26 protein-coding genes are annotated in these 24,998 nt (G+C 72.1%); 20 read left to right on the forward strand and 6 right to left on the reverse strand.

Translation table 11 applies throughout. The features are described from left to right. Window positions 1-324 precede the first annotated feature (324 nt). The 10 genes from DEI98_RS17570 to DEI98_RS17615 all read left to right on the forward strand — a co-directional run bounded on the left by DEI98_RS17570 (window position 325) and on the right by DEI98_RS17615 (window position 8,507). The gene (locus DEI98_RS17570) at window positions 325-840 is read left to right on the forward strand and encodes an N-acetyltransferase (protein WP_110865594.1); all 516 of its coding nucleotides are present in this window, start codon (window positions 325-327) and stop codon (window positions 838-840) included. Continuing rightward, entirely contained in the window at window positions 837-1,499 is a 663-nt protein-coding gene (locus tag DEI98_RS17575) for an HAD-IA family hydrolase (RefSeq protein ID WP_111101477.1), read from the forward strand. The genes DEI98_RS17570 and DEI98_RS17575 overlap by 4 nt, the downstream gene beginning before the upstream one ends. Continuing rightward, window positions 1,496-2,146: an HAD family phosphatase gene (locus tag DEI98_RS17580; RefSeq protein ID WP_111101478.1), complete on the forward strand. Its 651-nt coding sequence runs from the start codon at window positions 1,496-1,498 to the stop codon at window positions 2,144-2,146. The genes DEI98_RS17575 and DEI98_RS17580 overlap by 4 nt, the downstream gene beginning before the upstream one ends. A 19-nt stretch (window positions 2,147-2,165) precedes the next feature. Further along, the gene (locus DEI98_RS17585; protein ID WP_111101479.1) at window positions 2,166-3,926 is read left to right on the forward strand and encodes an AMP-binding protein; all 1,761 of its coding nucleotides are present in this window, start codon (window positions 2,166-2,168) and stop codon (window positions 3,924-3,926) included. A 20-nt stretch (window positions 3,927-3,946) separates the two neighbouring features. After that, the gene (locus DEI98_RS17590) at window positions 3,947-4,516 is read left to right on the forward strand and encodes a GNAT family N-acetyltransferase (RefSeq protein ID WP_111101480.1); all 570 of its coding nucleotides are present in this window, start codon (window positions 3,947-3,949) and stop codon (window positions 4,514-4,516) included. After that, on the forward strand, window positions 4,507-5,367 hold the full coding sequence (locus tag DEI98_RS17595; protein ID WP_111101481.1) for a hypothetical protein: 861 nt from the start codon (window positions 4,507-4,509) through the stop codon (window positions 5,365-5,367). Before DEI98_RS17590 ends, DEI98_RS17595 begins: the two co-directional genes overlap by 10 nt. Before the next feature lie 49 nt (window positions 5,368-5,416). After that, window positions 5,417-5,902: a luciferase family protein gene (locus DEI98_RS17600; RefSeq protein WP_258370934.1), complete on the forward strand. Its 486-nt coding sequence runs from the start codon at window positions 5,417-5,419 to the stop codon at window positions 5,900-5,902. Window positions 5,903-6,130: 228 nt separating this feature from the next. Then, window positions 6,131-7,063 carry an ABC transporter ATP-binding protein gene (locus DEI98_RS17605; protein WP_111095987.1) on the forward strand — a complete coding sequence of 311 codons (933 nt, stop codon included), beginning with the start codon at window positions 6,131-6,133 and terminating at the stop codon, window positions 7,061-7,063. Continuing rightward, window positions 7,060-7,923 carry an ABC transporter permease gene (locus DEI98_RS17610; protein ID WP_111055522.1) on the forward strand — a complete coding sequence of 288 codons (864 nt, stop codon included), beginning with the start codon at window positions 7,060-7,062 and terminating at the stop codon, window positions 7,921-7,923. The genes DEI98_RS17605 and DEI98_RS17610 overlap by 4 nt, the downstream gene beginning before the upstream one ends. 95 nt (window positions 7,924-8,018) lie before the next feature. Next, on the forward strand, window positions 8,019-8,507 hold the full coding sequence (locus DEI98_RS17615; RefSeq protein ID WP_111101482.1) for a hypothetical protein: 489 nt from the start codon (window positions 8,019-8,021) through the stop codon (window positions 8,505-8,507). Between the two features lie 12 nt (window positions 8,508-8,519). Here DEI98_RS17615 and DEI98_RS17620 read toward each other — a convergent pair whose 3' ends face one another. Then, window positions 8,520-9,125: a dihydrofolate reductase family protein gene (locus DEI98_RS17620; protein WP_111101483.1), complete on the reverse strand. Its 606-nt coding sequence runs from the start codon at window positions 9,123-9,125 to the stop codon at window positions 8,520-8,522. A gap of 104 nt (window positions 9,126-9,229) precedes the next feature. Between DEI98_RS17620 and DEI98_RS17625 the strand changes: the two genes are divergently transcribed. Further along, window positions 9,230-11,185, forward strand: a complete 1,956-nt coding sequence (locus tag DEI98_RS17625; RefSeq protein WP_111101484.1) for a family 43 glycosylhydrolase — start codon at window positions 9,230-9,232, stop codon at window positions 11,183-11,185. Between the two features lie 202 nt (window positions 11,186-11,387). Continuing rightward, the gene (locus DEI98_RS18805; protein WP_163343492.1) at window positions 11,388-12,800 is read left to right on the forward strand and encodes a GAF domain-containing serine/threonine-protein kinase; all 1,413 of its coding nucleotides are present in this window, start codon (window positions 11,388-11,390) and stop codon (window positions 12,798-12,800) included. Between the two features lie 502 nt (window positions 12,801-13,302). Here the strand turns inward: DEI98_RS18805 and DEI98_RS17640 are convergent. Next, window positions 13,303-14,100 carry an SDR family NAD(P)-dependent oxidoreductase gene (locus DEI98_RS17640; protein WP_111047770.1) on the reverse strand — a complete coding sequence of 266 codons (798 nt, stop codon included), beginning with the start codon at window positions 14,098-14,100 and terminating at the stop codon, window positions 13,303-13,305. A gap of 110 nt (window positions 14,101-14,210) precedes the next feature. Here DEI98_RS17640 and DEI98_RS17645 point away from each other — a divergent pair, with 110 nt between their 5' ends. Together DEI98_RS17645 and DEI98_RS17650 are read left to right on the forward strand one after the other, a co-directional pair. Continuing rightward, entirely contained in the window at window positions 14,211-15,116 is a 906-nt protein-coding gene (locus DEI98_RS17645; RefSeq protein ID WP_111101486.1) for an AraC family transcriptional regulator, read from the forward strand. A 133-nt stretch (window positions 15,117-15,249) separates the two neighbouring features. Then, window positions 15,250-15,462, forward strand: a complete 213-nt coding sequence (locus DEI98_RS17650) for a PLDc N-terminal domain-containing protein (protein WP_239001530.1) — start codon at window positions 15,250-15,252, stop codon at window positions 15,460-15,462. Between the two features lie 6 nt (window positions 15,463-15,468). Here the strand turns inward: DEI98_RS17650 and DEI98_RS17655 are convergent, their stop codons facing one another. From DEI98_RS17655 to DEI98_RS17670, 4 genes are all read right to left on the reverse strand, one after another. After that, window positions 15,469-15,954 carry a tetratricopeptide repeat protein gene (locus DEI98_RS17655; protein ID WP_111101487.1) on the reverse strand — a complete coding sequence of 162 codons (486 nt, stop codon included), beginning with the start codon at window positions 15,952-15,954 and terminating at the stop codon, window positions 15,469-15,471. Continuing rightward, a complete protein-coding gene (locus tag DEI98_RS17660; protein WP_111101488.1) occupies window positions 15,951-16,760 on the reverse strand; it encodes a PmoA family protein in 810 nt (269 codons plus the stop codon). The genes DEI98_RS17655 and DEI98_RS17660 overlap by 4 nt, the downstream gene beginning before the upstream one ends. A 10-nt stretch (window positions 16,761-16,770) precedes the next feature. Further along, entirely contained in the window at window positions 16,771-17,442 is a 672-nt protein-coding gene (locus DEI98_RS17665) for a bifunctional 2-polyprenyl-6-hydroxyphenol methylase/3-demethylubiquinol 3-O-methyltransferase UbiG (protein WP_111101489.1), read from the reverse strand. 207 nt (window positions 17,443-17,649) lie between these two features. Continuing rightward, window positions 17,650-18,399, reverse strand: coding sequence for a FadR/GntR family transcriptional regulator (locus tag DEI98_RS17670; protein ID WP_027465119.1), 750 nt, complete (start codon window positions 18,397-18,399; stop codon window positions 17,650-17,652). 284 nt (window positions 18,400-18,683) lie between these two features. On the opposite strand from DEI98_RS17670, the gene DEI98_RS17675 reads away from it, so the two are divergent. Genes DEI98_RS17675 through DEI98_RS17700 form a run of 6 tightly spaced genes read left to right on the forward strand, consistent with a single transcriptional unit; the run spans window position 18,684 to window position 24,974 of the window. After that, window positions 18,684-20,102 carry an MFS transporter gene (locus DEI98_RS17675; protein WP_110865572.1) on the forward strand — a complete coding sequence of 473 codons (1,419 nt, stop codon included), beginning with the start codon at window positions 18,684-18,686 and terminating at the stop codon, window positions 20,100-20,102. After that, window positions 20,099-21,892, forward strand: a complete 1,794-nt coding sequence (locus DEI98_RS17680; RefSeq protein WP_111101490.1) for a dihydroxyacetone kinase family protein — start codon at window positions 20,099-20,101, stop codon at window positions 21,890-21,892. The genes DEI98_RS17675 and DEI98_RS17680 overlap by 4 nt, the downstream gene beginning before the upstream one ends. Window positions 21,893-21,917: 25 nt before the next feature. Further along, window positions 21,918-22,403, forward strand: coding sequence for a ribose-5-phosphate isomerase (locus DEI98_RS17685; protein ID WP_071406070.1), 486 nt, complete (start codon window positions 21,918-21,920; stop codon window positions 22,401-22,403). Next, on the forward strand, window positions 22,403-23,218 hold the full coding sequence (locus DEI98_RS17690) for a triose-phosphate isomerase family protein (protein ID WP_111101491.1): 816 nt from the start codon (window positions 22,403-22,405) through the stop codon (window positions 23,216-23,218). The genes DEI98_RS17685 and DEI98_RS17690 overlap by 1 nt, the downstream gene beginning before the upstream one ends. Further along, on the forward strand, window positions 23,215-24,060 hold the full coding sequence (locus tag DEI98_RS17695) for a sugar phosphate isomerase/epimerase (RefSeq protein ID WP_111101492.1): 846 nt from the start codon (window positions 23,215-23,217) through the stop codon (window positions 24,058-24,060). Before DEI98_RS17690 ends, DEI98_RS17695 begins: the two co-directional genes overlap by 4 nt. Further along, entirely contained in the window at window positions 24,057-24,974 is a 918-nt protein-coding gene (locus tag DEI98_RS17700) for a phosphogluconate dehydrogenase C-terminal domain-containing protein (RefSeq protein WP_071406073.1), read from the forward strand. Before DEI98_RS17695 ends, DEI98_RS17700 begins: the two co-directional genes overlap by 4 nt. Window positions 24,975-24,998 lie beyond the last annotated feature (24 nt).

Genomic DNA, 24,998 nt, shown 5'->3' on the forward strand with positions numbered 1-24,998 from the left:
CGACGAGGACACCGTGTGCACGTTCGGGGTCGCGGCCTGGGCGGAGGAGATCCCGAACGCGGCACCGCCGAGGACGAGGGCGCCGGTCGTGGCGAGGGTGATGGAGGTCTTCAGGCTCTTACGCATCGTGATCAGTCCTTTGCTGTTGTCGCGCTCGGCGCGGCTGCTGTGTGCGCGCCGAACACACCCTTGGTGGGGTGGAGAACCAGCGATGTGCGGCTGGTGAGCGCTCCGGGTGTTTCCCGGTCGTTGCAGGTGATTCGGCGTCGTCCGCCAGTCGGATTGGAACGAGTTCTCCGGGCCTGCCACCCCTAGGCTCGGGTCATGCGGGGAACGACGATCCGACCGACCACGGAGGACGACTGGGAGTCCGTGCGGGCACTGCGCCTGGAGATGCTCCGGGACACCCCGAAGGCCTACGGGGAGCGGCTCGCCGACGCGGAGCGGCTGCAGGAGCGGGACTGGCGTCGACGCGGCCGCCGCGAGCACGACGTCGGCGGGACGACCCTCGCAGCGATCGGTGCCGACGGCCGGTGGCTCGGGACGATGGGGGTGTTCGTCCCCGGCCCCCGCGTCGGGCCGCTCCTGGTTGGCGTCTACGTCGCACCGTCGCACCGGGGTCGTTCCGCCGGTGTCGCCGATGCGTTGCTCGACGAGATCGAGGTGTGGGCGGCGGCGCACGGATCGGCCCTTCGGCTGCACGTGCACGAGGGGAACACCCGCGCGCAGGCCTTCTACGCCCGACGTGGCTACGAGCCGACAGGTGCGACCGAGGCGTACGTCCTCGATCCGAGCGAACTCGAGCTCGAGATGATCCGGCAGCTGCGGGGATCGCTGTGACCGGCGGGACGGCCAGGGCCGCGGGGTCCGCCGTGCGGTGGCTGCTGTCCGACGTGGGCGGCGTCCTCGAACTCGTGGACGACGCCGCCTGGCCCGGACGCTTCCGGGCGCGGTGGGCCGAGCGTCTCGGGATAACGACGGACGACTTCTCCGCACGCCTCACTGCGGCCGACCTGCCGGACGCCTCCCGCCAGACCGGCGTCGTCGACCGGTACTGGTGTGCGATCGGTACGGCGCTCGGGCTGGGGGCCGACCAGCTCGCCGTCATGCGGGCCGACTTCTGGGATGCGTACTGCGGAACGCTGAACCAGCCGTTGTACGACTTCCTCGCCGGACTCCGCGGAACGATCGGCCTCGCGATCCTGTCGAACTCTGGCGATGGTGCTCGCGAGGAAGAGGAGCGGCGCTTCCGGTTCTCGGCGGTGTTCAATCCGATCTGCTACTCCCACGAGATCGGCGTGAACAAGCCCGACGCCGAGGCGTTCCGCATCACGCTCGAGCGCTTGGGGGCGGACCCGGACGAGGTGTTCTTCGTGGACGACGTGCCCGAGAACATCGAGGCCGCACGTGCGCTCGGCATCGGGGCGCACTTGCACGTCGACACCGACGAGACGATCCGGGTGCTCGAGGCGGTCGTGCGGGGGAGCGGTCAGCAGTGACCGTCGGCATCGTGTTCTTCGACGTCGACGGAACCCTCGTCAGCCCCGGTTCCAGCAGCAGTTTCCTGGCCGCCCGGTTCGGGCACCAGGACGCGCTCGACGATGCAGAAGCCCGCTACGCCGACGGCGATCTCACCAACCAGCAGGTCAGTGAGGTCGACGCACGCGGGTGGCGTGGCACGTCCGTCGCGACGGTCGACCGGTGGCTCGACGACCTGCCAGTGTTGCCCGGAACCGAGACCGTCGTCGCGTGGTGCCGTGCCCACGACGTCGAACCCGTGCTCGCGTCGCTCGCGTGGCAGCCCGTGACCCGTTCCCTCGCGCGGCGGTTCGGGTTCGTCCCGAACGGCGGGCCCCGCGTGGGGGAGCACCGCGGCATCCACGACGGCACCGTCGCCGAGCACTTCGACGAGTTCGACAAACGGGACCGGGCGCTCGCGCTCGCTCGCGACCTCGGTGTGCCGATCGAACACTGCTGCGCCATCGGCGACAGCCGCTCGGACATCCCGCTCTTCCAGGCGCTCCCCAGTGCGTTGGCGCTCAACGCGAGTCCGACGGCACGCGCGGCCGCGAGTGACGTGATCGATGCGGATGACCTCTCGAGCACCATTCCCTGGCTCGACCGCTGGCTCCGGGGACTCGCCTGATCGATCGGCTCTGAGACGGATGCGGCATGATCGGTCCGTGCCTGATGTGAACCCGACTGCCGCGTACCGTGCCGCCCGCGACCAGCTCCTCGCCGCGGACTCTCCCGAAGCGGCACGCGCCGGGTTCCGCTGGCCGGACGTCGGCGACACGTTCAACTGGGCGACCGACTGGTTCGACGTCATCGCGACCGACAACAGCCGCACCGCGCTCTGGATCGTCGAGGAGGACGGTCGTGAGCAGCGGCTCAGCTACGCCGAGATGGCCGCACGGTCCGATCGGCTCGCCGCGCGCCTGCACGGCTTCGGCGTCCAGCAGGGCGACCACGTCCTCGTCATGCTCGGCAACCAGCTCGAGCTCTGGGAGACCATGCTCGCCGTGATCAAGCTCGGTGCGGTCATCCTGCCGACGTCGACCATGCTCGACACGGCCGACCTGCAGGACCGCGTCGACCGGGGCTCGGTGGCGCACGTCGTCACGAACCGGAGCGAGACGCACAAGTACGACGACGTCCGCGGGTCCTTCACACGCATCGTCATCGGCGGTCCCGCTGACGGGTGGACGGAGTACCCGATCGACCTGGGCGAGCCAGCTCCCGCCGACGAGGTCCGTCCCCATGTCGTCACCCGCACGACCGACCCGTGCCTGGTCTACTTCACATCCGGCACGACGTCGAAGCCGAAGATGGTCGTGCACACCCAGACGTCGTACCCGGTCGGGCACCTCAGCACGATGTACTGGCTCGGCGTCCGGCCCGGTGACGTGCACCTGACGATCAGCTCGCCCGGGTGGGGCAAGCACGCCTGGAGTTGCTTCTTCGCGCCGTGGATCGCGGAGGCAACCGTGTTCATCCACAACACCGCGCGCTTCGACCCCGCCGCACTCCTCGCGCAGCTCGAGCGGGCCGAGGTCAACACGTTCTGCGCGCCGCCGACCGCGTGGCGGATGATGCTGCAGTCCGACCTCGGCGTGAAGCCGCGCGCGCTCCGCGAGCTCATCTCGGCCGGCGAGCCGCTCAACCCCGAGGTCATCGGCCGGGTCGAGGCTGCGTGGGGGCTCACCATCCGCGACGGCTACGGGCAGACCGAGACCACGGCGATCGTCGGCAACACCCCCGGCGCCGCCGTGACGCCCGGTGCGATGGGCAAGCCGCTCCCCGGCGTGACCGTCACGTTGCTCGACCCCGTGACCGGCGAACCGGGCGACGAGGGCGAGGTCTGCCTCGACCTCACCGAGCGGCCCGTCAACCTGATGGCCGAGTACCTCGGCGACCCCGGCCGCACGGCCTCGTCGATGCGCGACGGCTTCTTCCACACCGGCGACATCGCCGTCCGCGACGCCGACGGCGAGCTGACCTTCATCGGCCGCACCGACGACGTCTTCAAGTCCTCGGACTACAAGGTGTCGCCGTTCGAGGTGGAGAGCGCCCTGCTGCAGCACCCGGCCGTGGCCGAGAGCGCGGTCGTCCCGGCACCCGACGACGCCCGTCTCAACGTCGTCAAGGCGTACGTCACGTTGGCCACCGGATGGGAGGCGTCGGCCGACACCGCCAGGCAGGTCCTGGAGTACGCACGCACGGCTCTCCCCGCCTACGCGCGCGTCCGTCGGGTCGAGTTCGCGGACCTCCCGAAGACCATCTCCGGCAAGATCCGCCGCGTGGAGCTCCGGGAGCGCGAGGAGCAGTCGGTGAGCAACGGCACGCGCGCCGAAGGCGAGTGGCGCGACGACGAGTTCCCCGGCCTCCGAGCACCCCGCCCGCAGGCCGGGCCCGCTGCCGGCTGACCGGCTGACGGAGATCACCCATGGCCGTCGTACTGCGCCCGTGGACGCTCGACGACGCGGCTGCGCTCTTCGTCGCCAGCCGGTCGAGCCCGGACCTCGCGACACAGTTCCCGGACGTCGGGCTCGATGACGAGAAGCAGGCCCGCGCGCACATCAGGAGCGCCCTGCGGTTCGACGAGCGGGCGAAGAACTGGGCGATCGTGGAAGACGGAGTCGCGGTCGGGAACGTCGGGCTGTCGGCGATCGAGTTCCGGCACGCCACGGCTTGGGCGCACTACTGGCTGGCGTCCGATGCTCGCGGCCGTGGGCTCGCCACTCGTGCGTTGACGAGTGCGTCGACCTGGGCGTTCGACGCCGGGCTCTTCCGCCTCGAACTCGGACACCGCTCGAACAACCCCGCGTCGTGTCGGGTCGCCACGACCGCCGGGTTCCGCGCGGAGGGCGTCGAACGGCAGAAGCTCCGGTACGGCTCGGAGCGGTTCGACGTGGAGACGCACGCCCGGCTGGCGACCGATCCGGTGCCGGACCTGCCGGGGTTCGAGGTCCTGACGGCCTCCCCGGTCAGTCCTAGGCTCGGCACGTGGAACTGATCAAGGACGCCTCGCGCGGCGACTGGTTGCTGGCCCGGGCCGGCTCGTTCGCCTCGTTCGGCGGCGTCGCGGGCACCGGGTTCGAGGCGTACGCCCGGATCCTGCACCCGCTCCGAGCGGATCGCGAGGACCGGACGACCGTGGACGAGCACGACGAGCACCCGGTCCTCGAGTCGGCCGAGTGGCGCTGGGCCGACGTCGCCGAGCGCACCCGTCGGACGATCGACCCGCTCGTGTCGTGGCAGACGCTCAGCGGTCGGGACGACGAGTCGGACCTGCCCTTCGAGGACGGCTGGGTCGTCCATCCGCCCGAAGAGGGGTGGTACGAGCCGACGCAGCTCGCCGCGCTCACCGAGCTTCTCGCCGACGCGACGTCGACGCCGGACGACCTGGTCGGGGCGGTCTGGGACGGATGGGGCGACCTGAACGGGACGTCGACGTTGGGCTTCGGGTGGCAGGGGAGCGGCGAGCCGACGGCGGCCGAGCGCGTGGAGATGCAGGCGCACATGGCCCGGGCCCAGGCGCAGCACCGGCGGGAGCAGGCTGCGCTCCGGGAGTCGCTCGCGGGTCCGCGCTTCCTGTGGCCGGCCCGCGAGTGCTTCCTGCTCGCCATGTCCCTGTCGCAGCTCAGCGACCCGTCCTGGACGGACGACGCCCGCGTCGGCACGTACGTCGACTTCGGGCACACCCCGCAGATGCTCTGGCCCGAGGGGCACGAGTGGGTGCTCGCCACCGAGATCGACTGGGACTCCACGATCGTCGCCGGGTCACGTTCGCTGGTCGACGCGATCCTGGCCGACGACCGGTTCGAGGCGTACGAGGTCGACGCGGACGCTTCCCCGTCCCCGTGAGGGCCCGAACAGGAGCGGTGCAGCCTGTCCGAGACGGTATCGTCGAGCAATGATCAGTTCCATCCGCCGCGGCGAGCGGCCAGCTGTGTCCGACACCGGACCCCAGCGGCAGCTCACCGAGCGCGCGACGCCGGAACTGTGGGGAGCGCTCGTCGGGAGTGCCGTCGCCCTACCCGGCGTCGAAGAGGGGCACAGCCAGGTGTCGCCGGCGTCGTCACGCGCGCTGTTCCTGCGCGATCAGCGCGACCACCTCGTCCCGTGGACCTCACTGGCGCCGGATGGACGACTCGAGCCCGTGCACCTGCACGGCGTCGAGGACACCTCGGTCCACCTCTGTCTCCCGGTCGCACGGGGCGCCGAACTGACCGAGCTCGGCTGGGCGATCCCGCACCAGTACGAGGACCACGGGACCGAGTTCATGGTCTACGGCCCGCGCGACGTCGACGAGCTTGCGGTCGTGCTGTCGATCATCGAGGAGAGCCTCACGTTCGCTCGCGACCCTGGCGATGAGCGTCCGGCCCACCAACCTGCGTGAGCGCTGCGCGCCGACCTTTCGCGCCCAGCGACACCTCACGGCCGGCCGCGCGCGTGAACTGTCGCCCAGCACGAAAACCCGCGCGACGCCGATGCCGACCCGCGCCCGCACCCACGCGCCGCGCCCCGGCCCCAGCGCCCCAGCACCCCCCGCGTCACCCTGTGGGAGCACACATCTCCCCCCAACGGCGGACGCGGCACCGACGGCCCCTCCCATAGCGTCGAGGCCGTGATCGAAGTCAGCCATCTCACCAAACAGTACGGTCCGAAGACCGCCGTGGACGACGTCTCCTTCGTCGTGCGTCCCGGCAGTGTGACCGGCTTCCTCGGGCCCAACGGCGCCGGGAAGTCCACCACGATGCGCATGATCATGGGGCTCGACCGGCCCACGTCGGGCACAGCCACCGTGAACGGCCAGCCGTACACGAGCTTCCGCGACCCGCTCCGGCAGGTCGGCGCCCTGCTCGAGGCGAAGGCCGTGCACTCGGGCCGCAGCGCCTACAACCACCTGCTCTCCCTCGCGGCGACCCACGGCATCCCGAAGTCCCGCGTGCACGAGGTCATCGACATGACCGGCCTCGACTCCGTCGCGAAGAAGCGCGTCGGCGGGTTCTCGCTCGGCATGGGGCAGCGCCTGGGAATCGCTGCCGCACTGCTCGGCGACCCGAAGACCCTGATCCTCGACGAGCCGGTCAACGGCCTCGACCCCGACGGTGTCGTGTGGGTGCGTCAGCTCGCTCGCCGCATGGCCGCCGACGGCCGCACGGTGTTCCTCTCCAGCCACCTGATGAGCGAGATGGCGCAGACTGCCGACCGCGTGGTCGTGCTCGGCCGGGGCAAGGTCCTCGCCGACGCCCCGATCGCCGAGTTCGTCGCCGGTGGTGGCGCCGCTGCAGGCACCGATGCCGCCGTCAGCCGTGTCATCGTCCGCACGCCGGACCCGAACGGCCTGTTCAACGCCATCGGCCCGAACGCCGCGGTCACCCAGCGCGAGGACGGCTCGTTCCTCGTCGTCGGGCCCGACGCACCGACGGTCGGCAACATCGCCGCACAGGCAGGCGTCCCCCTGCACGAACTCACCCCGACCGGCGCGAGCCTGGAGGAGGCCTACATGGCCCTCACCCGCGACGACGTCGAGTACCGATCGGAGGGCACCCGATGAGCGCCACCACCTCGCCCACCACGCCGTCGACCCGGATGTCCGGCTCGACCCGCCTGTCGTTCCCGCACCTGGTGCGGAGCGAGTGGATCAAGCTGCGCAGCATCCGGTCCACGTTCTGGTGCTACGCGATCCTGGTCGTCCTCACGATCGGCATGGCCGCGCTGATCGGGGCGAACACGAACAGCGGCGGCCAGGAGCTGCCGACGGACCTCGCCAACGGCACCTTCGTGAACGCCAACGCCGTGGGTGTCCTGCTCTCGTCGCTCGTCGTCGGCGTGCTCGGCGTCCTCATCATCACCGGTGAGTACGGCACGGGCCAGGTCCGCTCGACCTTCACCGCAGACCCGCGGCGCACCGGCGTGATCCTGGCGAAGGCCACCGTCCTCGCCATCGCGACCTTCGTCGTCAGCGCCGTCGCCACCTGGATCGGCGTCCTCATCTCGCTCCCGCTACTGGCCGGCAACGGTGTCGAGCCGGAGCTCGGTGACCCGTCGGTGTTCCTGCCGATCCTCGGTTCGTCGGTCTTCCTGACCCTGCTGGCGCTCCTCGCGTACGGCATCGGTCTGCTCGTCCGGTCGAGCGCCGGCGGCATCGCGATCACGCTCGGCCTCCTGCTGGTCGTTCCGGGGGTGCTCGCACTCATGAGCGGACTGATGAAGGTCGACTGGCCGATGGACATCGCGGCGTTCCTGCCCGACTCGGCCGGCGGCCAGCTCTACGCCTACTCGTACGACGGCGCGAGCACGGTCGACAACAGCGGGGTCGTGCTGAACGGCTGGGGCGGCTTCGGCGTCCTCGCCGCCGAGGTGCTCGTCGTGGGTGGCCTCGCCCTGACGCTCGCGCGCCGTCGCGACGTCTGACGCGACCACCCCACGGCCGGGAGGCGCGGTGCCAGCCGGCACCGCGCCTCCCGTCGTTCCGCGGTGTGAGTCCAGGGCCTCACTAGGCTCACAGCGTGCGTTCCGTCCCCGCCCTGCTCCTGCCCGCGATCGCGGGTGTGCTCCTGCTGGCCGGCTGCGCCGGGCCGCCGCCCGTCGACGAGGCTGCGCTGCACGCCTGGGAGAAGCGGCAGATGGCCACCCACTCGGACCGGGATCTCGGGGCGATGTACGCCGAGGAATCCGCCGGGCAGAGCGCGACGGGGAACGACGACGAGATCGACCGCGGCGTCACGATCACGTTCGCGCACCCGGAAACGGTCGACCACCTCGAGTTCTCGTGCTTCGGTGACGGGCACATGAGCGGTTCCGTCCTGGTCGTTTCCGGCAGCACCTCTCGGAACCACGTCACCGAGGCGATGCCCTGCGGCGACGGAGAGCAACGCATCGACCTGCGGCGAACCTGGCGTGCCGACGTCGACAGCGTCTCCTTCAACGGGTTCGACAGCGACCGGGACAGCGCCTGGAACGTTCGCGTGATCGGCGCAGAGCCCGTCGAGGACTGACCCCCCGAGCGCTCAGGACCGCCGGACGTCGTACCGGTGCAGGGTGACGCCGTTGTCGTAGCGCTGCTGCTCGAGCAGGTCGAGCTGCACGAGCGGGCGGTGCCCCGAGCGCGGCGGATCGAACAACGGGCGGCCGGCGCCGAGCACCGACGGGTGCGTGAAGAGCATGACCTCGTCGAGCAGCCCGGCGTCGAGCAACTGGCTCGCGATGCTCGGTCCGCCCACGCCGACGTCGCCCTCGCCGGAGGCACGGATCTCGGCCAGCTCGGCGATCGCGTCGCCGTCGCCACCGATGACCCGGGTGTCGTGGTCGGCGGTCGTCCGGGTGCGGGACACCAGGATCTTCGGCTGCGCGGTCCAGATCTCGCCGTACTCGCGCAGGTACTGCGGCATCGACTCGTCGTGCCGGGCATCCGGCCAGAACGGGTCCATCATGTCGCGCACCACCCGCCCCTCGACGGACAGGGTCATCGCGGCGGCGCGGGCGTTGAACTCGCGGTGCAGCGGCTCGTCGATCCGGATCCAGTCGGGCCCGTCCAGGCCGTCGTGCTCGCCGGGGGCCCGTTCGACGAACCCGTCGACGGAGACGTTGATCCAGTAGACGAACCTCGCGGGCATGGCATGACTCCTTCGTCGAGCCGAGCGTACGCTCGCGCACGTCGCCCGTCGACACCCGCAGTCCCTCCAGCAGTACCTCCCTCAACGACGAGAGCAGGTCAGGCATGCGCCGATCGTCCACCGCACTCCTCGCCGTCGTGACGTTCCTCGGCGTCGCGACCACGGGCCTCCAGGCCGCACCAGCGGATGCGTCCGCGGTGCCGGGCGGGACCACCCGGGCGACCACCACCACGACCGTGGCGTCGAGTGCCGCCAGCCGGCACGGCCGCGCGGCACCCAGCCACCGGAACCCGGTCGCGCTCAGCCTGCCGGACGGGCAGACGGCGGCGAGCTGCGCGGACCCGACCGTGATCCACGGAGCCGGACGCGACCGCAACTGGTACCTGTACTGCACCACCGACGCGCTCACCGCGACGGAGCAGAACCCGGACGGGTCCCTCGTGCAGCACGCGGTGCCCACGTACCGGTCGACCGACCTGACCCACTGGACGTACGTGAACGATGCCTTCCCGACGAAGCCCGCCTGGGTGGGCGACGCGAACGGGATCTGGGCGCCGGACGTCGTGTACCGCGCCGGGGACCGTGGCCGCGCGGGCACCTGGTACCTGTACTACGCGGCCTCGGACACCCCATCGGCGACGGGGCCGAGCGGCGGCGGCTCCGCGGTCGGGGTGGCGACGAGCTCGAGCCCGACGGGCCCGTGGAAGGACTCCGGCGGCCCGGTCGTGGCACCGCAGACCGCACCGAACGGCGACGGAGCGCGGTGGGCGTTCGACCCCGAGGTCATCACCGACAAGGGGACGACCTACCTGTACTTCGGCAGCTACTTCGGCGGCGTGAACGTCCGACGGCTCAGCGCCGACGGACTGCGCTCCGACCCGTCGACCGAACGGCAGATCGCGATCGACAACCGCTACGAGGGTGCGTACCTGATGCGGCACGGCGGCTGGTGGTACTTCATGGGCTCCGCGACGAACTGCTGCAACGGCGCCCTGACCGGCTACGGCGTCTTCGTCGCCCGCTCGCGCAGCCCGCTGGGACCGTTCACGGACCGCGACGGCGTGGCGATCACGAGCACCCGGGTCGGGGGCACGCCCCTGCTCGCGCAGAACGGCAATCGTTGGGTCGGGACCGGCCACAACACCGTGGTCACCGACTTCGCCGGGCAGGACTGGATCATCTACCACGCGGCCGATCGCAACGACCCGTTCTACGCGGGGCAGCCGACCTACACGAAGCGGCCGGCGCTGATCGACCCGCTCGACTGGCAGGGCGGCTGGCCCGTCGTCCGCGGTGGTGCCGGGCCGTCCGACACGGTGCAGCCGGGGCCGGTCGCGCAGCCGGGACAACGGCCGGCGTACCGGGCCTCGACCGCCCCCGTCGACGTGCCGGGTCGGACGATCCGGGCACTGTCGACCTCGTTCGACGGTGCCGCGCTGCCGGGGGCGGCGCCCGGGGTAGCGCCCGGAGCGCTGCCGGCCCAGCTCGCCTGGACGCGTGCGCCGGACCGGTCCACGTGGACCGTCGCCGACGGGACGTTCCGCTGGCAGACGCAGGACGCCGACATCCACCCGCCGGCGACGCCGCTCGCATCGGTGCTGTCCGAACCGGCACCCCGTGGGGACTACGTGCTCCAGACCACGGTCGGGGTGGACACCCCGGCCACCGGCGACGGCCTGAACTACGTGCAGGGCGGCCTGATCGTGTGGGGTGACGACGGCAACTACGTCCGGCTCACGTCGAACTCGATCTTCAACACGCGCCAGACGGAGTTCGGCAAGCAGGTGTCCGGGCAACCGGCTGGGGCGCCGAGCTACGGCAACATGGTCGTCGGTCCGGTCGGGGACACCACCACGCTCCGGATCGTCCACCGCGCAGTCCGGGGTGAGGACCGGTACACGGCCTACACGAGCCTGGACGGGCGGCACTTCGTCCGGGGCGGCACCTGGACGGCGGACCTCGGCAGTGCACCCCGCGTCGGGCTCATCTCGCTCGGGGGCTCCGGCTTCACCAGCACCTTCGAGGACCTCCGCGTGAGCACGGTCGCGACGCGTCGCTGACGGGGTGGTCGGGTGGTGCCGGGATCGCAAGACACCGGTGTTCGCACGTTGAACCGCGGTCTGCGCGTGTTCGAGCCGCGAACACCGGTGTCTTACGCACCACCACCCACGCGCGTTCAGCCGGAGAACGACGTCGGCGAACGAGATACCCGTCGGGATGCGAAGATGCATCGTTGGTGCCGGAGCCGAGAACGAGGGTTGGATGATCCCGACGGAAGACCACGACGCGAGCGCGCCGCTGCTCGACGGTCGGTACCGCGTGGAGCAAGCGATCGGCCAGGGCGGCATGTCCGTCGTCTACCGGGGTGTGGACGAGAGCCTGCACCGCCCGGTCGCGATCAAGCTCTTCCACGCGGGCATCGTCGACATCGCCCGGCAAGAGGCCGAACTCGGCGTGCTGGCGTCGCTCGAGCACCACAACCTCGTCAGCCTGCTCGACGCCGGAGTCGTCACCGGGCAGGACGGCACGCAGCAGCGCTACATCGTGATGTCGCTCGTCGTCGGGCAGGACCTCGAGGAACGCCTGGCCGTCGGCCCGCTCGCCTCGCGGCACATCGCCGAGATCGGCTACGACATGGCCGAGGCCCTCGACTACATCCACGCCCACGGCGTCGTGCACCGCGACATCAAGCCCTCGAACATCCTGCTCGTCGACTACGGCAACGGTTCCGACCGGGCCCGCGCGCGCCTGACCGACTTCGGCATCGCGCTCGCCGCCGGCGTCGAACGCCTGACCGCCGACGGCGTGACCACCGGCACCGCCGCCTACCTCAGCCCCGAGCAGGCGCGCGGCGGCGAGGTCGGCCCGCCGAGCGACGTCTACTCGCTCGGCCTCGTGCTGCTGCAGTGCTTCACCCGCCGCCGCGAGTTCCCGGGCTCCCTCGTCGAGTCCGCCGTCGCCCGGCTGTCCCGCGACCCCGTGGTCCCCGAGCCCCTGCCCGAGCACTGGAAGCACCTGCTCCGTGCCATGACCGCGCAGGACCCCGCAGCCCGTCCGCTCGGCGCCGAGCTGGTCACGATGCTCCGCGACGTCGTGATCGCCGAGACCGCCACGGCCGACCACGTGGTCGAGCCGACCGACGAGACGGCACCGGTGCCGACGCGCTCCGAGACGGACCGCCCGGCGACCCTCGACACCCTGCCCGATGAGTCGCTGCAGCGCACCACGGCGATGGCGGCCCGGCTCTTCGACGCACCGATCGCCCTGGTCGAGGTCCTCGACGAGGACCGCGAGTGGTCCCAGTCGTACATCGCCGAGGGCGTCGACGAGGCAGCCCGCAGCATCAGCTTCCGCAACGGCTTCGCCCCGGTCCCCGTCCCCGTCGTGATCCCGGACGGCTCCGCGCACCCCGAGATGCGGAACAGCCCCCTGGTCACCGGGCCGCTCGGCATCCGCTTCTACGTCAGCGTCCCGCTCGTCAAGCACGACGGCGCCCCGATCGGGACCCTTGCCGTGCTCGACACCCGCCCGCGGCAGGCCACCGAGGACGACCTCGCGAACCTCCGCGACCTGGCGGCGCTCGCCGTGTCGCAGCTCGAGATCCGCCAGGAGTCCCTCCGCACGACCAGCGACTCGCTGCCGGTCCCACGGGTGGTCGGCGACCACACCGCCTGACGGGAGGCCCGGTGCCAGCCCGCACCGCGCCTCCCGACCGTGTGGTGGTCGCGCCCACCGCCGCGCCCACGCCGTCCGCCGAGCGGTCACCATCCGTCGCCCACCGCCCCGCCCACGCCGTCCTCCGAGCGGTCACGATCCGTCGCCTGGCGCGCTCCCGCGCGACGGTCCGTGACCGCACGACCACCCGCCAGCGGCGCGTCGTGACCACTCGCGGACCGATGCCCGGCTGACCGACTCCTGCCGAGCGGGCGAAATGCCGAGGTGCCTCCACGTGCCGACCCCGGTGTTCCGCCCGTTCGCGGTGGTGGGGGTTCGCGCGGGGCGGCTGGCGCTGCCGAGCGGGCGGAATGCCGGGGTGGTTCCGCGAGAGGACCGGGGCATTTCGCCCGTTCGTGGTGGTGGGGGTTCGCTCGCGTCGGCTGGCGCTGCCGAGCGGGCGGAATGCCGGGGTGCCTCCGCGAGCCGACCCGGGTGTTCCGCCCGCTCGTGCGGGGCGGGCTCAGCCGAGGCGGGTCGCGGCGAGGCCGCCGTCCACGTCGATGGTGGCGCCGTGCACGAAGGTCGCCTCGTCGGAGGCCAGCCAGCGCACGGCGAACGCGACGTCGACCGGTCGGACGGGTGCGCCGGCCGGGGTGCCGGCCGTCATCTGCGCGAGGACGTCGTGCGAGTCCGCGTTGCCCGGTGTCGCGGTGGCCCCGGGCGACACGGTCGACACCCGGACGCCGTGCGGTCCGAACTCGGCTGCCCAGGCGCGGGTCAGCTGCTCGACCGCGGCCTTCGTCGCCGGGTAGAGCGCCGTGAACGGGACGCCGACGCGGGACATCCACGAGCCGATGTTCACGACGACGCCCGAGCCGCGTTCGACCATCGCTGGAGCCAGCGCTCCGACCAGCACGTGCGGCGCGCGGACGTTCGTGGCCCAGAGCGCTTCGGCGTCGTCGTCGGCGAGCAGTGCGGTGGGGCCGACCGGGTAGACGCCGGCGTTGTTGACGAGGACGTCGACCCGGCCGCCGAGGGCCTGGGCAGCGCGGGCAGCGAGGTCACGGACCGCGTCGGGGTGGCTGTTCAGGTCGCCGATCACGGCCACGGCGGTTCCTCCGGACGCGGTGATGGCGTCCACCACGGCCTGCGTGCGCTCCGGGTCGCGGCCGGCGACCGCGACGGTGGCGCCGGAGGCGGCGAGGACACGGGCGACGGCTTCACCGATGCCGCTCGAGGCGCCGGTCACCAGCGCGGTGCGGCCGGCCAGTCGGTCGTCGGTGGTCAGGGAGTCGAGGAGTGCTTCGTTGGTCTGCATGCTCCGATGCTCGGTCCGACGGACCCGGCGGTGATTGCCCAGGACTCCGGAGTGCTTGCCGGATCCCGCACGGGCACCACTCGCGCCGGATGCGTCGACAGAATGGGCACATGGACGATGTCACCTCGGACCGGCTGGACCGTGCGCTGCAGAGCGTCCTCGCCCACCTCGACGACACGGAGCGCGCCGGACGGCTCGGCCTCCGCCTGGCCCGGGTCGACCGTCCGACCGACCTCGGGTACCAGCGCTACACGCCGTCGGTGTCGGTGGTGCTCGCCGGACGGAAGCGCTCGGTAGTGGGGGATGACGACCAGCTCTGGGGTCGGGAACGCTTCATCATCACGCCCGTCGACCTGCCCGTGATCGCCGGGGTGGTCGAGGTCGAACTACCCGCGGGGTTCGTCGCGGTCGTCTGGCAGCTCGACCCCGCGGTGGTGGCCGAGGTCGCGACGGCGATGTCCCGCCCCCACCAGGACGAGGCGCCGCCGGCACGACTCGGCAGCTGGACCCCGGCCCTGGCGGACGCGTTCGCCCGACTCGTCGGACTGCTCGATGCTCCGGAGGACATGACGGTCCTCGCCCCGCTCGTCACCCGCGAGGTCGTGCTCCGCCTGCTGCAGACCGACCAGGCACCGCGCATCCTGGCCGCGATCGGCAACCGCGACGGCGACGTCGTCGCAGCGGCCACGGCCCTGCTCACCGACCGGTTGGCGGAACCGTGGTCGGTGGCGGGCCTGGCCGCGGCGGTCCGGACGAGCGAGTCGACGCTGTTCGCGCGCTTCCGGCAGGTCACCGGGATGAGCCCGGTGCAGTACCTGCGGCGGCTGCGGCTCGGGGAGGCCCGGCGGCGGATGATCGTGCTCGGTGACACCGCCGCCCAGGCTGCGGTCGCGGTGGGGTACCGGAGCGCCTCGCACTTCTCGCGCGACTACCGCGCCCTGCACGGTCGGCCACCGGCTGCCGACGCCGGTCGGGCCCGTGAACTGCTCGCGCGGGGTGAGGTCGCGATCGCCTGATCTGCCAGCGTGATCGCCAGACCGACCCGCGCGGTCAGTCGGACGGATGACGCGGACGAGTCCGGGCAGGCCCTACTGTCATCGATGCGGGCGACGACCGTCGCCGCGGAGAGGACCGCTCGTGTTGACGAACGTGTCGGGAGCACACGCCGTGGTGCTCCTCGTGCTGCTGGCGCTCGAGGCCGTGGCGCTGGTGCAGGTCTGGCGCGACCGTCGCCGGACGCAGGTGGTCAAGGTGTTGTGGACGGTGGTCATCCTCGCGCTGCCCGTGATCGGCGTGCTGGGGTGGGCCGTGAACTGGCTGCTCGGCAAGGCTGCGGACGCGCTCCAGCGCCGGAACGCTTGACGCGCGTCAGTCCTCGGTGAGGGCCGCAGCGTAGGCACGGACGGACCGGTGGTACCGGGGGAGCGTCGGCTCGACGGCTTCGATCGCGACGCGCAGGGCCTCGGCCGAGCGTCCCGCGCTGTGCAGGGCGAGCGCGAGGAACACCTTGGGTGCCGCCCCGGTGGCGGAGTGCTCCGGCGCGTCGCGGAGCATCGCGATGGCCGCGTCGATCCGGCCGAGGTTGCGGAGCGTCGAGGCGTGCTGGACGACCATCCTGGCGGCGCGATCCGGGTCGACCGTGTCCAGGCCAGCCGTGGTCGCGGCGGCGTACTGCACGTCGGCGTCGGCCTCGTGGCCGCCCGAGTCGAAGGCGCCGCCGAGCTCGAACGCGCCGAGTGCGGGGTGCGGAGCGCCGCCGGCGAGGTCGCGCATCCGCTCGATCCGCTGCTGATCGTTGATCGTCTCGTCGTCCCACAGCGCCGCGACGCGTGACTCCCAGTCCCCGGTGCTCATCCGGCGAGCGTACCGCCGTCGGTGATCGTCGCGCGGAACGAGCGGATCAGCGGAGCGCCGGGCTGCACGACGGCGGGGGCGTCCCACGCCAGTGCCGAGCCGATCGCGGGGTACTCCTCGGCGCGGACGAACCAGGGGTCGTGGTGGTCGACGGCCTCGACGCGGATCGTCGCCGGGCCGCCGTCGAACACCGCCGACCAGGTGATCCAGGGTGCGGCCGAGCCGTGCACTGCGGCCTCGCCCTCGGCATCGGCGGTCCGGATGACCACTCCCGTGCACTCGGGGAACCGCCAGAAGAAGCCGCCGTAGCCCGCTCCGGTCCGGCCGTTGCTGCCCGGACCGCCGAGGTGCACGGGGGAGTCACCGGGGGCCCGGAACGACGACGACCAGGACAGTTCCCACCCGCTGGTGACGGCGCGCCAGCGAAGGGTGCGGTCCTCGCGCAGGACCACCGTGCGGTCCGGGCCCTGCCAGACGAGCTCCTCGGCGGACGTCGTGTCGTGCTGCTCCGCGTGCACCACCTCGACCGAGCCGTGGTCGTCATGCCACACGTAGCCGGAGCCGCGGACGTAGGTCCGGCCACCCCAGCAGTTCACGCCGTCGACGTCCGGGATTGCGACGCCGACACCGCAGTGCCAGTCGTGGTCGCCGGGGTGGTGCGCGCTGACGACGGTGCCACCGAGGGTCCGGACCGGGTGCAGGTACGGACGAGGGGACGACGTGGCGATCGTGCCGCCGCCGCTGCGTTCGACGGCGACCTCGACGCCGTCCACGACGAGTCCGCGGATGCCGTCGTCGGTGCTCACGCCACCGACGCTACCCGCGCGTCAGCCGGGCGAGCACGACGCTGTCGAGCACCTCGTGCGGATCACCCTCCGGCGTCGTCGCAGTGCGCGGCCGGACCTCGGCGACCAGGACGTCCCACCGGTCGTCGAGCTGCAGGGCGGCGAGGTCGTCGGCCGGCGCGGGGAACCGGTACTCCCGCAGCTCGGGCGGCAGCTCGTCGTGCGGGGGAGCGGCGTGCGCGGTGACGAGCAGGTGCCCACCGGCGGCGACGAAGCCGGCGGCCCGATGCAGGATGTCGGCTCGGGGGATCTCCACCGGCCACGACTGCAGGAACGAGGCCGTCACCAGGTCGAACCGCGCGGCGGTGTCCCACCGGGCGAGGTCCGCGGCGACGAACGCCGTCTGCTCCTGGACCCCGGCGGCGACGGCGGCCCGCGAACCGCGCTGGAGCGCCGTCACGGACAGGTCGATGCCCGTCACGTCCCACCCCTGCTCGGCGAGCCACACCACGTCGCCGCCCTCGCCGCAGCCGAGGTCGAGCGCCCGCCCCACCGGCAGCCCCCAGGTCACCGAGGCGAGCACGGCGTTCACCCGGCCCGACCAGATGCCGTCGCGCTCGGCGTAGCGGGTCTCCCACCACTCCCGGGCGGACGGTGCGGCGGTGGCAGATCCGGCGGCGGAGCCGTCGTGGTGGGTGTGCATGCACGTACTCCAGCGCACCTGCCGGGCCGGACCCAAGCGGTGTTGCCGACCCGGCAACACCGCACGGTGCGGGGCGGGCGCGACCCGGGCCTCCCGTCCGCCCCGATCGTGAGCAGAAGATGTCGGGTCGGCTCGACGGACCCGACCATTCCTGCTCACGAAGCGCGCGCGCACGAGCACGAGCGCGCGCACGGGCGCGCGCGCCCCCTACTCGTCGGCGGGCAGCGGCTCGGCGTGCTCGATGCGGGCGCTCGCCGTGGCCATGTGCGCGTCCATCGCGCGCTGCACGGCGGACACGTCGCGGACGCGCAACGCCTCGAAGACGGCGCGGTGCTCGTGGAACGCGGCCTCGGTCGCCTGCCGGGTCTGCACGCGCCGCGCGACCCAGACGCTCAGCATCGAGCGCAGGCTCTGCAGCAGGTCGGCGAGCACGTCGTTGCCCGACGCCCGCGCCAGCAGGACGTGGAACCGGACGTCGGCGTCGATGAAGGCCTGCGGGTCGTCGAGCGTCGCCTCCTGCCGCACCAGGTACTCGCCGAGCTCGGTGATCTGCTCGTCGGTGGCGCGCTGTGCGGCGAGGATCGCGGCCGTGCGCTCCAGTGAGGACCGGATCTCGAGCAGCTCGCGGGTGCGGTTCGACGCGAGCATGAGGCCCCACGACAGGGTCGTCGGGAGTAGATCCGAGGTGCCTCCGCGCAGGTAGGTGCCCGAACCGGGGCGGATCTGCACGATGCCCAGGATCTCGAGGGCGGCGAGGGCCTCACGGACGGCCGAGCGTCCGACGCCGAGCCGCTCGGACAGGATCCGCTCCGAGGGCAGCCGTGAGCCGGGGGCCAGCTCGCCGGCGGTGAGCAGCGAGACGAGCTGTCGGGCGACCACCGAGGCGGGGGACCCGACGGGCACGGACTCGAGCTCGAGTCGGATGTTGAGGGGGTCGTCCGGGCTGAACGCGGGCATGGAGTGAGCGTACCGGTCGGTCAACCGGTTGCAGCGAGAGCAGCGCCGAGGCGACCAGCGTCGCGAAGAAGGCAGCAGCGCGCGCGAAATGGTCAACCGGTTGACAAGTTGCCCGACCGCGACGCACACTGGATCAGGCGCACCGATGCGCCCGCTCTCGATCCGCGCAGCAGCACGGAGCGTCCCCGCGAAGCCGACCGGAACACCCCGGCCCAGCAGCACGGGCCATCCCGGCGCAGCCGCCGGGACGGGAGTCGTACCACCCCCACCGAGCAGGAGTCATCGTGGACATCCCCGCCACGCGAGGCATCCCCACCTCGGTCGTCGAGAAGACGGCCATCCGCAAGATCGCGATCCGCATCGTGCCGTTCGTGGCACTGATGTTCTTCATCAACTTCCTCGACCGCACCGCGATCTCCTTCGCCGCCCCCAACGGCATGGAGGCCGACCTCGGCCTGACCGCCGCCCAGTTCGGCTTCGCGTCCGGTGTGTTCTTCATCGGCTACCTCGTGCTCGAGGTGCCCTCCAACCTGGCGCTGCACAAGTTCGGCGCCCGGATCTGGCTCGCCCGCATCATGATCACGTGGGGCATCGTGTCCCTGCTCTTCACGTGGGTGCAGAACTACCCGCAGCTCGTCGGCCTGCGCTTCCTGCTCGGCATCGCCGAGGCCGGCTTCTTCCCCGGCGCGATCCTGTTCCTGTCGACCTGGGTCCCGGCACGGCACCGCGGCAAGATGCTCGCGCTGTTCTACCTGGCGCAGCCGCTCACGAGCGTCATCGGTTCCCCGCTCGCCGGCTGGCTGATGACCCACGAGGGGATCCTCGGCGGCCTGGCCGGATGGCGCTTCATGTTCCTCTGCGTCTCGATCCCGGCGATCATCGTCGGCGTCCTGTGCCTCTTCGTCCTCAAGGACAAGCCGTCGCAGGCGAAGTGGCTCGACGAGGACGAGAAGGTCTGGCTGGAGACGACGCTCGCTGCCGAGAGCGCCGCGAAGGGCGGCGGCGACGGCCACGGCAAGGGCGGCCTGCGTGCGGCCTTCGGCTCCGGCCGCGTCTGGATGCTCGCCGCGGTGTACTTCGGCTTCATCTACGGCCTCTACGCGCTCAGCTTCTTCCTGCCGACGATCATCGACGGCTTCCAGGAGCAGTTCGGCACCACGTTCGACCTGTTCCAGAAGGGCCTCATCACGGCCATCCCGTACGTGCCGGCCGCGGTCGTCCTGTACTTCTGGTCGCGTGACGCCTTCCGTCGTGGCGTCCGGGTCTGGCACATCGCCGTCCCGGCCCTGGTCGGTGGCCTGAGTATCCCGGTCGCGCTCTACATGAACAGCCCGGCCGCCACCGTCGCGGTCATCGCGATCACCGCGTGTGCGATCTTCGCGGCCCTGCCGAACTTCTGGACGGTCCCGACGCAGTTCCTGACCGGTGCCGCCGCAGCCGCGGGGGTCGCCCTCATCAACACCGTCGGCAACCTCGGTGGGTTCGCCGCCCCGTACATCACGGGTGCGGTCAGCGAGTGGACCGGCGGGTACCAGGTCCCGATGTTCATCGTCGGGTTCTTCATGGTGCTGTCGAGCGTGCTCATGTTCGTGCTCGGCCGGAACACGAAGCGCAACGAAGCGGCCGCCGCGGCATCCGAAGCCGACACCGCGGTCGCTGCCACGGACGGACCGACCGCCATCGCGAAGGAGGCCGGCGCATGACCCGCCTGTTCAACGACCCGGCGGACTTCCTCGACGAGATGGTGGACGGCTTCGTCGCCGCCAACCACGCCCGGGTGCGCAAGGTGCACGGCGGGGTCGCCCGCTCCACCACCAGCCCCGAGGGCACCGTCGCGCTCGTCGTCGGCGGTGGCTCCGGCCACTACCCGGCCTTCGGCGGCCTCGTCGGGCACGGCCTGGCGGCCGGTGCCGCGATGGGCAACCTGTTCGCCAGCCCGAGCGCCCAGCAGGTCACCGCGGTCGCGAAGGCGTCCGAGCACGGCGGCGGCGTGCTGCTGAGCTACGGCAACTACGCCGGCGACGTCCTCAACTTCGACGCGGCGGCACGGGCACTCGAGGCACAGGGCATCGACGTCCGGACGGTCCGCGTGACCGACGACGTCGCGTCCGCGCCCGCCGACCAGGCACACAAGCGCCGCGGCATCGCAGGGGACCTCTGCGTGTTCAAGGTGGCCGGCGCGGCCGCGGAACGCGGCGACGACCTCGACGCGGTCACCGCGATCGCGGCCCGGGCCAACGACCGCACCCGCAGCTTCGGCGTCGCGTTCTCGGGCTGCTCCCTGCCCGGCGCCGACGAGCCGCTCTTCACCGTCCCCGAGGGGCGCATGGCGATCGGCATGGGCATCCACGGCGAACGCGGCATCGCCGAGGCCGACGTCCCCACCGCGGACGGCCTGGCCGACCTGCTCGTCGACAAACTCCTCACCGAGCGACCCGACGGCACCGGCACCGGCACCGGCACCGGCACCGGCACCGGCACCGGCACCGGCACCGTCACCGCACCAGACACCGCAACAGCACCCGCCACCCCCCGCGTCGTCCCGATCCTCAACGGCCTCGGCTCCGTCAAGTACGAGGAACTCTTCGTCGTCTTCGGCGCCGTCCAGCGGAAGCTCACCGACGCCGGCATCGTCGTCGTCGAGCCCGAGGTCGGCGAACTCGTCACCAGCTTCGACATGGCGGGCGTCTCGCTCACCCTGTTCTGGCTCGACGACGAACTCGAGCAGCTCTGGGCCGCCCCCGCCGACGCCCCCGCGTACCGCAAGGGCGGCGCGGTCCCGCAGCAGCCGGTGCCGGTCGAGGTCCTCGAAGCCGGCGTGGTCGTGCCCGTGACGCCGGGCACCGAGGAGTCCCAGGCCGCAGCAGTCAGCGTCGCGAGCGCGATCTCAGCGATCCGCGCCACCATCGACGACCACGCCGACGAGCTCGGCCGCATCGACGCCGTCGCCGGTGACGGCGACCACGGCATCGGCATGCAGCGCGGCTCCACCGCCGCCGACCGTGCGGCACAGGACGCCGCCGCCCGTGGCGCCGGCGCCGGTTCGGTCCTCGCGATCGCCGGCGACGCGTGGTCCGACAAGGCCGGTGGGACGTCCGGTGCGATCTGGGGTGCCGCCCTGGAGGCCCTCGGTCGCGTCCTCGGGGACGCGTCCCGTCCGACACCCGCCACCGTCCAGAGCGCGGTGCACGCCGCCGCCGAAGCCGTCCTGGCCTTCGGAGCCGTCCCCGGCGACAAGACGATGGTCGACGCGCTCGTGCCGTTCGACCAGGTCTTCGCCGCCCGGGTCGACGCCGGCGACGAACTCGTCGACGCCTGGTCGGCCGCCTCGGCCGCAGCACAGACCGCGGCGGACGCCACGGCCGACCTGTTGCCCCGGATGGGCCGTGCCCGCACCCACGGCGAGGACGCCGTCGGCACCCCGGACGCCGGCGCGATCTCCTTCGCGCTCATCACCGCAGCGGTCCTGGCGACCATCGCCGTCCCCGCCTGACCCCCACCACGAAAGGCACACCCGCATGAGTGAGCAGCAGTTCCGCATCGTCGTCGGTTCGGACGACGCCGGCTTCGACTACAAAGAGGTCATCAAGGCCGACCTGGCGAAGGACCCCCGCGTGGCCTCCGTCGTCGACGTGGGCGTGGACGCCGACGGTCACACCGCCTACCCGCACGTCGCCGTCGATGCCGCCCGTCTGGTGGCGAACGGCGAGGCCGACCGCGCGATCCTGATCTGCGGCACCGGCCTCGGCGTCGCGATCGCGGCGAACAAGGTCCCCGGCATCCGCGCCGTGACCGCGCACGACTCGTTCTCGGTGGAGCGCTCGATCCTGTCGAACGACGCCCAGGTGCTCTGCATGGGCCAGCGCGTCGTCGGGGTCGAGGTCGCGCGCCGGATGGCGAAGGAGTGGCTCGGCTACACCTTCGACCAGACGAGCGCGAGCGCCGAGAAGGTCAACGCGATCTGCGCCTACGACGGCTCCGCCCCGGTCGGGACCGACGCCTGATGCCCGCGACCACGGCGGCCGCCCCGGTGACGATCGGGGTGTCGCTCAAGATGTACTTCTCGCACGCCCGGGCGCTCGCGTGGGCGGCCGCCGTGGCCGACATCGCCCGGAGCCACCCGGCGGTTCGGTCCGGCGCGGTCGAGCTCTTCGTGGTGCCGACGTTCCCGTCGCTCGTCCCGGTCCGTGCGGTGATCGGGGACGCCCCCGTGACGCTCGGCGCCCAGGACCTGGCGTGGGCGGACAGCGGCGCCTTCACCGGCGAGGTCTCCGGCGCCGAACTCCGTGAGATCGGGGTCGACCTCGTCGAGATCGCACACGCCGAGCGACGCGAACTGTTCCACGAGACGGACGACGAGATCGCCGGGAAGGTACACGCGGCGTACCGCAACCACCTGCGGCCCCTCGTCTGCATCGGCGAGACCGAGCGCGCCGCCGACGGCGACCCCGCGGCAGCAATCGCCGAGGTCACCGCGCAGCTCGACCGCTTCACCGCCACTGCGACCGCCGACGGCTTGGCCGGACCGCTCATCGCCGCGTACGAGCCGGTGTGGGCGATCAGTGCCCCGCAGCCCGCGCCCGACGAGCACATCGTCGCGGTCCTGGCCGGCATCGAGCAGCACCTGGCGACCCGGCCGGAGCTCGCCGGCTCTGCCGCGATCTACGGCGGCAGTGCCGGCCCGGGCCTGCTGACCCGCGGTGCCGGACGCATCGGCGGGCTGTTCCTCGGCCGCTTCGCCCACGACCCGGAGGCGATCCGCACGATCCTCGACGAAGCCGAGGCGCTGGACGCGACGCAGGACGGAGCACCGGCGTGACCTCCCTGCTCGGCCTCTCCACCTACGCCTACTTCTGGCGCATGTCCGACCGCGTCCCGTCGCCGATGTCCCTCGACGACGCCCTGCGCGACGCCGCGACCCACGACGGCGTCGACCTGTTCCAGATCTGCGACCACCTGCCGCTCGACACCGCGACCGACGAGCGCCTGGCCTCGATCCGGTCCCTGGCCGCCGACCTCGGTCTCACGCTCGAGGTCGGCACCCGCGGCACCCGGCCGGAGCACCTCGCCCGGTACCTGCACGTCGCACAGCAGCTCGGCGCGACCCTCGTGCGGAGCATGTGGACGAGCGGCGACGACCAGCCCGACGCGGCCGAGACCGAACGACGCCTGCGGCAGGCGCTCCCCGCCTACGAGCGCGCGGGCGTGACCCTCGCGCTGGAGACCTACGAGGTCGTCGCCACCGCCGACCTCGTCGCCGTCGTCCAGGCGATCGGCTCCGACCACCTCGGCATCTGCCTCGACCCCGCGAACACCGTCGCCCGGCTCGAACACCCGGCCGACGTCGTGGCGATGACCGCCCCGCACGTCGTCAACTGGCACGTCAAGGACTCCGCCTTCACCCGCTCACCGGGCTGGGTCGGGTTCCAGTACACCGGCGTCCCGATCGGCACCGGGGTCCTCGACCACGACGCCGTCCGTGCCGCGGTCGAGCCCGACGCCCGGGGGATCAACCGCGTCATCGAGTTCTGGCTGCCGTGGCAGCACGAGCACGCCGGCGCCGAACCCCTGCCGGGGGAGACCCCCGCACAGACCACCACCCGCATCGAAGCGGCGTGGACCGAACACACCATCGAGTACATCAGGAGCAAGGAATCATGACCGACACCGTCACCACCACCCACACCGTCGCTGCCGGATCCGGCACGGCCGACGTCACCGTCGCCGTGATCGGTGCCGGCGGCAAGATGGGCACCCGCGTCTCGAACAACTTCGCGAAGAGCGAGTACACCACCCTGTACAGCGAGGCCTCGCCCGCCGGCCAGGAGCGCATCCAGGCCCTCGGCCGCGAGATCACCGACAGCCTCGACGCGGCGAAGGCCGCCGACGTCGTCATCCTCGCCGTCCCGGACGTCCTGCTCGGCACCATCTCGGAGCAGCTCGTCCCCGTCATGAAGCCCGGCGCGTCGATCCTGACGCTCGACCCGGCCGCCGCCTACGCCGGTCTCCTCGCCAAGCGCGAGGACATCCACTACGCCGTGGCGCACCCGTGCCACCCGTCGGTGTTCCTCGAGCGCACCACCAAGGCCGAGTGGGACGACACCTTCGGTGGCATCGCCGCTCCGCAGGAGGTCATCGCGGCCTTCGACGCCTCGGAGTCGCTCGGCGACGAGGGCGACCGCGCCAAGGCCGTCGCCGAGGCCGTCATCACCACGATGTACGCCCCGGTCATCCAGGTGCACTGGGTCACGGTGAAGCAGCTGGCCGTGCTCGAGCCGACCCTGGTCGAGACCATCGCCTGCATGATCGGCGACTTCCTCAACGACGCCCTCGAGGAGACCGTCACCGGTGTCGGCGTGCCCCGCGAGGCCGCCCGCGCCATGCTCTACGGCCACACGTGGATCGCGCTGACCAACGGCCTGCGCGGCTCGAACCCGTTCTCCGACGCCTGCCACATCGCGATGGGCTACGGCCGCGAGAAGCTCATCAAGGAGGACTGGAAGCAGGTCTTCGACGACAGCGAGCTCGACTCGGTCATCGCGAAGATGCTCAAGATCGACGCCGTCCGGCGCTGATCCGGACCGCCACCGACCACCGCG

The organism is Curtobacterium sp. MCLR17_034, from assembly GCF_003234485.1.
In the GTDB taxonomy this organism is placed as follows: Bacteria; Actinomycetota; Actinomycetes; order Actinomycetales; family Microbacteriaceae; genus Curtobacterium; species Curtobacterium flaccumfaciens.